The sequence below is a fragment of the Microcoleus sp. F4-D5 genome (assembly GCF_036704885.1).
Taxonomy (GTDB): domain Bacteria; phylum Cyanobacteriota; class Cyanobacteriia; order Cyanobacteriales; family Microcoleaceae; genus Microcoleus.
Map to the genome: position 1 here is coordinate 126,699 of NZ_JAUBSX010000006.1, position 11,773 is coordinate 138,471.

At 44.5% G+C, this 11,773-nt stretch carries 8 protein-coding genes, 1 tRNA gene and 2 pseudogenes; 2 read left to right on the forward strand and 9 right to left on the reverse strand.

From position 1 onward, the window contains the following. Window positions 1–224: 224 nt before the first annotated feature. On the reverse strand, window positions 225–2,591 hold the full coding sequence (locus QUA80_RS05015; RefSeq protein ID WP_333421980.1) for a CHAT domain-containing tetratricopeptide repeat protein: 2,367 nt from the start codon (window positions 2,589–2,591) through the stop codon (window positions 225–227). A gap of 160 nt (window positions 2,592–2,751) precedes the next feature. On the opposite strand from QUA80_RS05015, the gene QUA80_RS05020 reads away from it, so the two are divergent. Further along, window positions 2,752–2,997 (forward strand): hypothetical protein, encoded by a 246-nt coding sequence (locus QUA80_RS05020; protein ID WP_333421982.1) that lies wholly within the window; start codon window positions 2,752–2,754, stop codon window positions 2,995–2,997. A 3-nt stretch (window positions 2,998–3,000) separates the two neighbouring features. Here the strand turns inward: QUA80_RS05020 and QUA80_RS33690 are convergent. The 7 genes and pseudogenes from QUA80_RS33690 to ndhL form a co-directional block, all read right to left on the reverse strand. Further along, a pseudogene (locus QUA80_RS33690) lies at window positions 3,001–3,492 on the reverse strand (sensor histidine kinase); the annotation flags it as partial. A gap of 414 nt (window positions 3,493–3,906) precedes the next feature. Next, window positions 3,907–5,400, reverse strand: a pseudogene (locus QUA80_RS33695) (GAF domain-containing protein); the annotation flags it as partial. A gap of 144 nt (window positions 5,401–5,544) precedes the next feature. Beyond that, entirely contained in the window at window positions 5,545–5,862 is a 318-nt protein-coding gene (locus QUA80_RS05030; RefSeq protein WP_333421986.1) for a hypothetical protein, read from the reverse strand. A gap of 699 nt (window positions 5,863–6,561) precedes the next feature. After that, on the reverse strand, window positions 6,562–7,209 hold the full coding sequence (locus QUA80_RS05035) for a DUF6658 family protein (protein WP_333421988.1): 648 nt from the start codon (window positions 7,207–7,209) through the stop codon (window positions 6,562–6,564). Between the two features lie 485 nt (window positions 7,210–7,694). Continuing rightward, window positions 7,695–8,492, reverse strand: coding sequence for a tryptophan synthase subunit alpha (gene trpA, locus QUA80_RS05040; protein WP_333421990.1), 798 nt, complete (start codon window positions 8,490–8,492; stop codon window positions 7,695–7,697). Between the two features lie 94 nt (window positions 8,493–8,586). Beyond that, window positions 8,587–8,892 (reverse strand): DUF3007 family protein, encoded by a 306-nt coding sequence (locus tag QUA80_RS05045; protein ID WP_333340913.1) that lies wholly within the window; start codon window positions 8,890–8,892, stop codon window positions 8,587–8,589. After that, window positions 8,893–9,108 carry an NAD(P)H-quinone oxidoreductase subunit L gene (ndhL, locus tag QUA80_RS05050; protein ID WP_333242600.1) on the reverse strand — a complete coding sequence of 72 codons (216 nt, stop codon included), beginning with the start codon at window positions 9,106–9,108 and terminating at the stop codon, window positions 8,893–8,895. It abuts the gene before it with no gap. 196 nt (window positions 9,109–9,304) lie between these two features. Between ndhL and QUA80_RS05055 the strand changes: the two genes are divergently transcribed. Next, window positions 9,305–9,389: transfer RNA gene (locus QUA80_RS05055), tRNA-Leu, on the forward strand. 418 nt (window positions 9,390–9,807) lie between these two features. Here the strand turns inward: QUA80_RS05055 and QUA80_RS05060 are convergent. Then, complete coding sequence (locus QUA80_RS05060; RefSeq protein WP_333421992.1) at window positions 9,808–11,583, reverse strand: ATP-binding protein; 1,776 nt, start codon at window positions 11,581–11,583, stop codon at window positions 9,808–9,810. Window positions 11,584–11,773 lie beyond the last annotated feature (190 nt).

Sequence of the window (11,773 nt, forward strand, 5' to 3'; positions counted from 1 at the left end):
TGGTGCAATATCTCAGTAATAACCTACTTACTATCGCGCACCCAAAAAACCTTTAAGTTTCACCCTCTTAGGAATACGAAGCACTTCAAAAACTGGTTTACAAGCTGCTGCTACTGTACTTCATAAACCTGGAATATGCTGTATATCTAGTGTGCCTGCGTAAATCTTGAAAGATTTACCTTACCGCCTACTCTATGTGCCACTTGCGTAAGTCCTAAAAGCTATTACTCTGCTTCACCAATCAGGGTAAATGCAGCCCAATCTCTGGGATCGGGATGCTTTTTCATCGTGATTAGCATTGCTTGTCGCAAGGCTTGAGCTTTATTAGGATTTTGCTGCAACTGGCGATAGAATTCTGCCATTAATTCAGCCGTGGGAGCGTCGGGAACGTACCACAATGAGGCGAGGATGCTGGGAACGCCGGCAGTAATTAATGAGCGAGATAAGCCAATAACACCATCACCGGTTACTGTTCCTCTGCCAGTATTGCAAGCACTTAAAACGACTAATTCAGCATTTAATTTTAAATCTAAGATTTCGCTGGAAGTGAGCCAGCCGTCATCATTTTCCGAGGGAGCCAGGGCGAGCGCTCCTGGCATATCTCGCCTTTTGACTTCATGGAGTAAACCATGAGTGGCTAGATGAATAATCCGAGCATTTGACATTTGTTGAATAATAGCTGTTTTCGTGGCTTGAGGGCCGATCAGTGCTTGAGTGTTGAGAAGTTTGGCAATGATTTGGGCTTCCTGTTCGCTGCCAGGGAGCGGATCTAATTGCTGCGGGGGGTTGCCAATTTTGGGCATGGTGGGATTGCCGACAACGAGGATATTTTGGGGGGAAGTTTGTCGGTTTTTTTGTCTCGCTTGGTGGGTTAGCTGCAAGATTTGAATGGCGGGAGCAATGATGATGGTATGTTTTTCAACTAGGTATTGACCTCGAGCATTTTGTAGGGTAGCAAAGGGAACTAAAAAGATCGATTGATGCGGAATGAAGATAACGGGATCATTGGGATCGGTTGGTAAAATGTCAGCGATCGGCTGAATCAGCAATTGATAAAGTTGTTGTAATTTTGGGTTAGCGGTTTGGGAATTAGCAGGGGTTGAGTTTGGGTGATTTGTTGCTGCTTGATAGGAGAGATTATTTTCCGATGTACCCAGAGCATCGCGAGTGCCGCGAATCATATCAGTAATGATTGTATCTTGTTCGTTCAATCCTCTGCCAGTAGCAGCAGCGACTCTCGTGCGTTCCGTGGCTTCTTTGAGATTAATGTTGAGGGATTTGAGGTCAACGGAGCGAAAAGTAATTTCACCAGTGGGCTTAATTACCCAAATATAGAGAGCTTGATTTCTGATTGTTGAATACTCAACAATGGTGGCGTTTTGTTCTTTAGCAATTTGTTGAATTTGCTGGATGTTGGGCGAGTTGATGGTGATTTGAGCAGAGGCTGAGGGGGCGAGGCGAGCAGCTAATAACTCTACAAAAGCTCGCGCTCTTCCCCGCTCAGCAATTTCTAACGCTTCCTGAGTTTTATTCTGGGCAATAAGGACTTGTTGTAAAAGTTGGTAGATGTGAGCTTGGGTGTCTAGGATTGACACTTTACTGTGACGATCTAATCCAGCTCGCAGAGATTCAAGAACCTTGATTCCCTCAAAGAGTGTTTGCTCGGCTGCTAGAAAATTGCCTTGTTTGTAGAGTGCAAATCCCAGATTGTCCAGAGCAATTACTTCACCCCGGCGATCGGAAACTTCTCGCGCGATCGCTAACGACTGCTTGAGGTATTGAATCGCTTTAGCATAGTCACTGAGAGAATTGTAAGCCGTTCCGAGATCCCCGAGCCCACTTGCTTCTCCTTGGCGGTCTTTGGTTTGCCGCGCGATCGCTAAGGCCTGCTGACCATACTCAATAGCTTTAGCAAAGTCTCCTAGATTGCGGTAAGCGACTCCAAGATTGCCCAGCGCCAGCCTCTCGCCATAGCTACTAGAAATTTCCCGCATGATTGCTAAACTCTGCTGATAATATTCAATCGCTTTGGCGTAGTCACCGAGAGTACCGTAAATAACTCCTAAATTGATTAAAACTCCTCCCTCATTTAAGGGATTAGAGGTTTCGCGCGCGATCGCCCAACTCTGTTGATAATGTTCAATCGCTTTAGCATACTCGCCGAGAGCACCGTAAACAGAGCCTAAATTAGTGAGAGCCCGCTGCTCAGTTGAGCGGTCAGCAATTTCACGGGCGATCGCTAAACTTTGCTGACAAAATTCAATCGCTTTGGCATAGTCACCTCGAAGAGCGTAAGGACGTACAAGACGGGTCAGAGTTTTCGCCTCACTCGAACGGTCTTTGAGTTCCCGATAAATATTTAATGCCTGTTGCAAAGACTGTATAGCTGCTTCAAATTGACTCGTCTGAGCCTGTTGTTCCCCTTCCTTAAAAAATCTGTCAGCTTCAGCTTTCCGGCCTGCATGGTTCTGAGCCAAAAATTGAGGAGAAGAGATTTTCGCTTGAGCACTAATGATGAAGAGAAAATCGCCGCCACTCAGCGCCGCTATAAGTGAGAAGAGTACGATCGAGCCAATAGTTTGTAGTTTCATCGCCTTTACTTCCTCTCTCAGGTACATCACTTGAGGCAATATAGCGGTTATCAACCGCATAAAGTACCATCAGTAAAGTTCATTAGCGTTTTGGGATCGCACACACCAATCCTCTTTCATGAGGGCGAGCTACTCATAACGTTTTAAGGTAGCTCAAAGCTTGGTTCAAAAACTCGCCCATTCGCTAGGGAGAAGTAAAAAGTCTAGCTCCCCTTTCTCACGGTGGCGGATTTTCCTTAAGTTGCTTGGGAAAATTGATGCGATCGAACAACTGCTTGATGAAAAAAATAATGCTACTTTAAAAGAGTTATCCCAAGGGTTTCAAAAAAATATCCGAATCAAAGTCAGTATATCTTATTATGCGATCGTCAAAAAAAATAATTCAAAAAAATTAAATTTTAATTAAAATTTATCCCTTCACAGGCAAAACGATCGCAAACTCAGTGCCAATTCCTGGCTCCGCATACACCTCGATGCTTCCGCCATGTTTTTCTACCACAATCTGGTGGACAATTGCCAACCCCAATCCAGTTCCTTTGCCTACACCTTTCGTCGTGAACAAATGGTCGAAAATCTGCTCTTTAACTTCGTGTTTCATCCCGATGCCGTTATCAGCAATTTTTATTTTAATGTACCCTTCGCCCATTACCTCAGTGCAAATTGTGATGCGGTTGGGATTGGCGCTAATCTCACTAAAACTGCGTCCTAAATTGGACTCTTCTAAGGCATCGATCGCATTGGCAAGCAGGTTCATGAAAACTTGATTTAATTGACCGGGAAAACATTCGATTTTAGGGAGATTGCCGTATTTAGTTATCACTTCGATCTGCGGGCGGTGTTCGTTTGCTTTGAGGCGGTGTTTCAAAATTAAAATAGCGCTATCAATGCCTTCGTGGATATTAAAAGGAACTTTGTAGTCTTTGTCGCCTCGGGAGAAGGTACGCAAACTGTTGCTGATGCTGCAAATGCGATCGCACCCGAGTTGCATTGAATCAATCATCTTCGGTAAATCTTCCAAAAGATAATCGAGGTCTATCTCTTCGGCGTGGTCTGCCATTTCCGATTTCGATGCAGCGGAGCGATACAATTTTAAGTGTTCTATCACATCTTCTAAACTCCTTTTAGCTTCATTTAAATTGCCAGAAATAAACCCAATCGGATTGTTAATTTCGTGGGCGACTCCGGCGACTAAATTGCCCAAAGCAGACATTTTTTCGTTTTGAACGAGTTGCAGTTGTGCTTGCTGTAAATCTTTTAAAGTTTGTTCTAGCTGTTGGTTTTGCTCTTGCAAAAGTTCCGCTGCTCGCTTGCGTTCGGTGGCATCAACACCTAAACCAATAATGCCGATGGTCTCACCCTGGCAATTTTTTAGCTGGACTTTCGTGAATTCTAAATAGTGTAGTTTGCCGTCAACAAATCTGATAGTTTCGCTGGAGTAATGCGGCCAATCTTGGGCAAGGCAGGCGGCATCTGAAAGCAGACAGCCCGCTGCATTCTCTCCCAGTATATCTTTGTAATGATCGACAGCTAGGAAAGCGCTCACAGGCACGCCCATATTTTGAGAAAAGGTTTTGTTCAAAAACTGTACTTTACCGCTGGGATTAACCATCCAAATCCAAATCGGAGCGACATCAATAATGGCTTGGAGCATTTGTTTCTGATCGGCAAGCTGAGCTTCGGTTCGACTGAATTTTGCTAGCGATCGCTCTAATTGTCGGCAGTAATCCTGAGATTTTTGATGTAGCAGAGCGTTTTGCAAACAGATGGCTGCCTGGGAACACAGGAGATTGAGAACTTGCAGGCGATCGCGGGTAAAAACTCCTGCGGTTAACCGATTTTCCATATACAAAATGCCGACTAAGTTGCCTCGCTCGATAATCGGCCAACACAACACGCTCTGCGGTTCGTATTTGAGGATGTATGAGTCGGAATCCCAATCACATTTTTGAGCGATGTCCCGCACAATCACAGGTTTCAACAAGTTTTTAACGCAGTCAACAATTTTGAGGGGCAAGATCTCGCTGTTTTCATCGAGTGTTGCGGATGATAAGTCGATCGGGCGATCGACTCCATAATTGTCGATCGCGCTTGTAGCAGCGATTTCCCATTGATTGCCGTTTGGCAAAATCAGCGCTGCTTTGTCCGATCCTGTATTTGTCATCGCCAGTTGCATCAGTTTGGCAATCAGTCGATCGAGCTGAATTTCACTAGAGAGGGCTTGACAAGCTTTTAGCAGACTTGAAAAATTTCCAAAATCTGAGACGCTAGCCGAAATAGACGGATGAATGGATGGATGAAGCGATTGATTTGACCCAGCAGGTGTTGGAAAATTGGCTAATTGATTTGCAGGGATTTTTGCTGGTTCTAAAATCGGTTTTAACAATTGAGGATAGCGTTTTTCTAAGTCGTCTATTTTGGCTTTATCTCCCCAGCGAACATAGCAATCATAGGCATCTATCATGTATACTCGCGCAATTTTTTCTCTTCCCAATGACAGGTAAAACTTAGCAGTGAGTTCGCAGGCAAGAGCTTCTTCATTCAAATATTCGTTAGCTTGAGCTCCGGTAATAGCTCGATCGTACAGTTCCATTGCTTCTGCTGTCTGTCCCAAAACGCGGAGCAATTCTGCCTCAACCAGATCTAACTTGTGTTGGTAATTGATTGGGGTATGGTGCGCGAATTCTTTGAGTTTTTTCTGACTAGCCCCAACGCGCTTAAGGATTTGTTGGCGCTCCGTCGGTGCGGCATCTGCATAGATTTCCAAATGTGCCAGCGCATCGTAAAAGTCGTGCATCATCGTTACTAGCATTGAAACATAATTCTCACGATAAGGTTTGCTTTCATTTCCCCTGTCGATTGGATGCGGATTAAGGCTCGAGTATATCCCGAATCAGTCCTCTCTTTTTGCTAAAATTTATCGACCTCCATCTGGCAGGTAAAAGTCAAGATCTCTTCAAATATTCGGATGTTTCATATATTTGTAAATAACAGGGTGCCGTTCGATCTCGTCGAGAATGTCTGTTCGCTTGAGGACTCTTTCGACCGATACAATTAACGACGGTGGATGCAACTTTATCGTATTTTGGCAGCACCGCCCACCGGAAATCATCCGCCACAACGACGTAGGTTTGAGAATTTTAGTAGCGGGTTGTCGGTCTTTCTCGCGCACAAACCGATCGACAGCCGATCGAGAATCGGCGTACAATTGCGCGATCGGGCGATATCCCGGCACTACCGCAGTCAAATCTACTCCATCTACTATTGCGTCCATATCGGCTGACCTCAACCCAGACATTAACTTCAAAAAAGTTAGTCTATATATCTTAGGACATAAAGAGCATAATTTTCGATCGGTCGGTCAAAAATTTCAATTATCTGTGAATGAACAAGATTTTATACTTTGGCGATCGGCTTGCAGCCTGTTACTTACGTATAAGTTTGTGCGGTTAATCTAAAATGCGGTTATAATGAACGCGAAATACCGTAGGAACACGGCAGAAGCGTGTCTAGAAAAATACAATGTGTAATTAGTATAATTAATTGAATTTAATATAGCTCGATCGGTCAAATTTCCGAGATCCAATGTAAAAAATTTTACCTTAAAAAGTCCAAATATAATATATATAAATAAAAAAAATCCGTGGTGAAATGAGTAGCACTCCAGCCCCCCGCTTTGTTTACGGGCCCGGCTGTTTCATTATGCTAAAACCCACCCTGCACTCTACTTTCGGGCTAATAGTCCTCCCACGGGTTAAAACCGCATCAAATAGTAATATGCAGTCGTCTTGAGAGGACTTTAGCTACATTCCGACAGGGGTTTTAACCCCTGTCGGAATGTAGCTTCCAGAGAAGGAAACAGCGTTATTTGAGATTAGTCGATCGCGTCTGTCGCTCTTTATGGTCCTCGTTGAGTTCTGTCAATATCTCGATTCACTTTCTAGCAAATATTGTCCGAGGCATCTTCAGCGTTCTATCTTGCATCTCGTGCTGCATCATTGATATTTTCTTGGCCGCCGCTGGTATTATATCTCAGAGACTCAGTACCCTCTGCTGCTCTTTCTTTTGCTCCCTGCGTGGCTTCTTTAACAATATCTTTTGCTCCCTTCAAGCCTTCGCGAGTGTTTTCTTTAAGATTAGCAAAGCCTTGTTTGGTTTTGTCGCCAAAGTCATCAGCTTTGCGCTCAGCGGTGCGAGCATCTTCCTTCACCTTTTCCCCAATTTGGTCGAGTTTGTCAGGCGCGTCGTCCGCTACCCGCCGCACGTTTTCCCCTACATTGTTGCTAGATTTAGTGTCGATGCGGTGCTGCGCTTGCTCTTTGAGAAGCTGAGCTTTTGCTTCTGCTGATGTGAGCTTTTGGTTTCTGGGGTCGTCATCCCTGTAGTTGTTCATGCCGCCTTTGTATTCGGAAGTTACAGCCCCACTCGGCACTTCTTCTCTAATTTTGTCGGCAGTTCTTCCTGCGATCACATCAGTTTTTCCTGCCGTTACATCAGTTTTTCCTGCCATTACATCAGGGCGACTGCAGGCAGTGCTCACTAATACTAAAATGCCAGCCAGAAACACTGTTAAAATTTGTACAGCTCGAATTTTTTTCAGAAATGCAGTTAGTCTCTTCATAAAAATGCTCCTTTCTATTGTTAGAGGCTCAAATGCCTAGTGGTTCTGTAGATCTAGCATTACAAATTACCAAATTAGGCACTTAAACACTTATTTAAGTATACGAATAGAAACAGGAGCTTTTCATCTATCCCAAGTTACATTCCTCAAGTTATAGTAGAAGGAAGAAGGAAGAAGGAAGAAGGACAAAGGAAGAAGGAAAAAGGACAAAGGAATTGACAATCTTCGAGCTTCTAGAAATTATTCAAAGTCGGCACACCCCGCGCCCGACACGGAAATGTCGTTTCCCAACATGGCTGTTTGATTCTCCGCGCGCGCAGTATGTTGGAATGTTTTGCGTTTTCGGCTCAAAAAAAACCTTCTAGTCAGGAACTAGAAGGAAGGTGGTGTATGATCTCAAGTACAACAAGGTCTTTAATCGCAATTGTCGCCGCACATCCCGATCGCAAACATCTGTCTAATGGCTGAAAGTATCTGCACAGTGGCTAAGCATTTTGAATCGCTGTTTTTAAACTCTTGCAGAATTCGCCTATCGCTTCTAAACCCTGTTCTGGAGTACCTTCAGCCAAGCGTTTGACAAAAGCACTGCCAACAATCGCAGCGTCTGCACCCCATTCTTTCACTTGGCGAGCGTGTTCGGGTTTTGATATACCAAACCCGACGCCGATGGGTTTGTCGGTGACGGTGCGGAGTTCTTGCAGCAACTTTTTTGCTCTCGTTTCTAAGCCTTCGCGCACTCCCGTAACCCCCGTCACGCTGACTAAGTAAATAAATCCTTGAGACTGGTGAGCGATGGCTTCTATGCGACTTTTAGGGCTTGTGGGCGCAACTAATAATGTGAGTTCAATCCCTAATTTGTTGGCAGGTTGGATGAGACTGTCTGCTTCTTCTAAGGGCAAGTCGGGTACAACCAATCCCTGAACTCCAGCACTTTTGATTTGCTGCAAAAAGGTTTCTATACCTCGGTACAAAATCGGGTTGTAGTATGTGAAGAGAATGATGGGCGATCGCAAATTCGGACTAACTTTCGCTACCATTTCCAGCACCGCATCTAACCGCGTCCCCCGCTGTAGAGCTCTGGTAGCGGCTGCTTGAATCATCGGCCCGTCAGCTAGCGGGTCAGAATAGGGAACGCCAAGCTCGATCGCATCTGCACCGCTATCATCCAAAATTTGCAGTGCTCTAGCCGTTGTCTCCAAGTCGGGGTCGCCAGCAGTAATAAAAGGAATCAATGCACATTGATGGTTCTTGCGCAAGTTTTCAAAACAATTAGAAATAGTCATTAGGCAGTTGTCAGTTGTCTGGTGTCAGTTGTCATTATTTATTAGTTATGAGTTATGAGTTATTAGCAACTAGCCACTAACAACTGATAACTGACTAATTATCTTTTTCCTGCTCTATTTCGGCTTGAAGTTGGGCTAATTCTTCAGGAGTGAGTTCATCCAGCCGCTTCTGCAAAACAGCTTCTTTGTAGTCTTGCAGTTGCTGACTGTAGGTCATATTTTGAGTCAGTGCTCGAAATAAATAAGTCACCAGCCAGCCAATCAAGCCGGCGACCAAAAACAACTGACTCCAAATCCCTGCATTCATGCTGTCGAGTCCGGCCAATTGCAGCAGCAAGTAGATAAACCCACCTGCGGCAAAAAAGCCGATACTGATTCCAATTACGTCAATACGTCGCATTTAGGCTTCTATCTGCCGCCGTTTCGGCCGAAAATTCAAAAATGGAGCTAGGAGAAACATACCTGGGAAGAAGAAGAACATCAAGAAGTACATGAAGCCGCGCTCAACAGAGGTAGCCACGTACCAGCGGCTGTTCAGGTAAGCGTAGGTAGCGGCGGGTACTACCAGGAGGTAGGTTCCTGCCAAGACGGCGTAAAGCAGTAAGGTAATATACATAGATTTGCTTTATGGGAAGAATAACACGGTAAGTCAGTTGACACGCTCCGTTAGCTGGTTAACTATTGTACCGCTTGGGGAGATGCAGCGCGACTTTTGGGAATTTTTTGATTAGGGGTTGCGTAAATAGGGGTTTTGGCTGTAGTATAAAAGGCTGTTGTTGTTAATGGCTCAAAAACACAACAGCTTAACCAAAGGGGGCGTGGCGGAATGGTAGACGCTACGGACTTAAAATCCGTTGACCCGAAACGGTCGTGTGGGTTCAAGTCCCTCCGCCCCCATCCATTTCAATCATTTGTGATATCAATTCTGGTTGCACCGGAATTATTGTTGACTGTTGAATGTTGATATCGTTTCCGGTTGCACGAGCGACATGATATAGAGGACACGGCACTGCCGTGTCCCTACAATTAATTTGGGTAGGGACACGGCACTGCCGTGTCCTCGGTATCATTCTGATGCAACCGAAAACAATATGATTCAACGGTTTCAGATTTATTGTCACCAAGAGTTCTGTTTTCCGCTCAATTTTCGCGCTAATGGTTTTCTACTATGTCCAAAAGCGCCTCTAGATCTGCCAAGTTCGCCCCGGAATTTTTGCGTCTGGCCTTCAATTGGTTCAGCAAGTCGTCTGGTTTTGGAAATTCTGCGACAGTCGGAACCGATTTTTTATTTTCATCCCGATCGCCCCGCGTGATATTACGCAGCAACTGGCAAAGTAATCACAAATTCCGTGCCCTGTCCTATTTGAGAATTTACCTCAATTTTGCCTTGATGCTTGACAAGGATTTGATAGGAAATAGCTAATCCCAATCCAGTACCTTTGCCGATCGACTTTGTAGTAAAAAATGGGTCAAATATCTGTTGGGCACTGGCGGAGGCAATTCCCGGCCCGTTATCCCGAATCTTGACGGTGACAGTATTGTCGGCTGTAATTTCCGTGCTAACCCAAATAGTTGGCGAATAGCCTTTGTCTTCCTTTTTCACCTCCTCCAGCGCATCTATTGCATTGCCGATCACGTTCATAAATACTTGATTGAGTTGGGCCGGATAGCACTCAAGCGCAGGCAAGTTGCCGTATTGTTTAATAACTTGAATACCTTGTTTGAGCCGATGATTGAGAATTACGAGGGTGCTATCAATTCCTTCGTGAATGTCGGCTGATTTCATTTTTCCGTCGTCCGATCGCGAAAAATTCCGCATGGATACGACAATTTCGCGAATGCGATCGGCTCCCATTTTCATCGAAGATAGGGTTTTTGGTAAATCTTCTCTGAGAAATTCGAGTTCAATGTCTTCGATGCGCTCTAGAATAGCATCTGGTGGGTTGGGATAATATTCTTGATAGAGAGTTACCAAATCTACCAAATCTTCGATGTATTGGTTGGCATAGTCAATGTTGCCCCCGATGAAGTTGATAGGATTGTTGATTTCGTGGGCTATCCCTGCAACCATTTGACCGAGAGATGACATTTTTTCGGTTTGAATTAATTGGGATTGAGTTTCTTTGAGTTCTTTTGTATACTCGCTAACTCGCTGAATCAATTGATTGAAAGAGATTGCTAAAACTCCGATTTCGTCTTCGGTTGTGACGGGTACTTGCAGGTTAAAATTCGATTCGCGAGCGACTTGCTGAGCGACATTAGTAAGGGTTTCGAGAGGTTGGGCGATCGCGCGGCTGGTTTTGTCCGCCAGTGCGACAGCGATGAGTGCTGAAATTAGCATACTCCCGAGAATAATTCGGTTGCGCAAACCTTCAGCTTCTTCTAATGCTTTGATGCCTTGCTGCTTGTGAATTTCTACTGTAGAAATTAGCTCGGTTAAACTCTGAGCAAGGTTATCTAGTACGATCGCCTCTTGGCCGCTGGTAGTCCTCAACATTTGTAGCTGTGCGGACTCGATGCTGTTGGGAGGCAAATTCCCACCTTCTACATCTTTTAACTGCAATTTAATTAGCTGACCGTAGTAATCAATGACGAGGGCAGATTTCTTCAATATAGCCTGCAATGCTGCCTCTTCTTTTGCTAGTCCTTCGGGATTTTTTCGTGCGAAAGATTCAATTTCTGAAATCAAGGTTTTCGCCTGATTGATTTGCCATACAAACCGATCTTGTTCGTATTTTAGCCCCAGAGTGTTTCCCAAAACGACTGGCAATCTCGCCGCGTGCGATCGGGCTTCAAATACCGTATTTTGCAAATTTTGCAGCAGTTGCTGCTGCTGTTGGTCAAAATTTACCTGAACTAAAGCTTGCTTGCGAAAGTAGTCTCCCAATTTCAGTCCCGCACCAGTTCCCAAAATCGCTATCCCGATAGCTAAAGCATAGCCATAGCTAATTTTTTGACCGATTCGTAAACGGTTGCATCCTGCCTTTAGCCCAGTTAGATTAATAGTTGAAGTTTGTAACAAAGGTTTTTGAACATAGTGCTTTTGCTCTACCTTGCTGTTCTTGGACTGAGTGTGGGTAAATAATAACATGGGAAGTTCCTCCCAAACAAATCAGGAGTAATTGAGCGAAGAAAAGCAGAATGCACTTATGCTGAAGGTCGAAAGCGGTTTTGAGTGTTGATTTTTTAATTTTGAATTATTTAGCTCAAAACTCACCTCTCAATACTCAACTCTTCCTCTAGTATCTCTGTTTTTAGACTAAAGTGTTTGTGATCTCTAT

Bases quoted from the DNA above. Each gene is read 5' to 3' on its own strand.
- QUA80_RS05015 (WP_333421980.1), bottom strand. From the start codon at position 2,591: ATGAAACTACAAACTATTGGCTCGATCGTACTCTTCTCACTTATAGCG.
- QUA80_RS05030 (WP_333421986.1), bottom strand. From the start codon at position 5,862: ATGGACGCAATAGTAGATGGAGTAGATTTGACTGCGGTAGTGCCGGGA.
- QUA80_RS05035 (WP_333421988.1), bottom strand. From the start codon at position 7,209: ATGAAGAGACTAACTGCATTTCTGAAAAAAATTCGAGCTGTACAAATT.
- trpA (WP_333421990.1), bottom strand. From the start codon at position 8,492: ATGACTATTTCTAATTGTTTTGAAAACTTGCGCAAGAACCATCAATGT.
- QUA80_RS05045 (WP_333340913.1), bottom strand. From the start codon at position 8,892: ATGCGACGTATTGACGTAATTGGAATCAGTATCGGCTTTTTTGCCGCA.
- ndhL (WP_333242600.1), bottom strand. From the start codon at position 9,108: ATGTATATTACCTTACTGCTTTACGCCGTCTTGGCAGGAACCTACCTC.
- QUA80_RS05060 (WP_333421992.1), bottom strand. From the start codon at position 11,583: ATGTTATTATTTACCCACACTCAGTCCAAGAACAGCAAGGTAGAGCAA.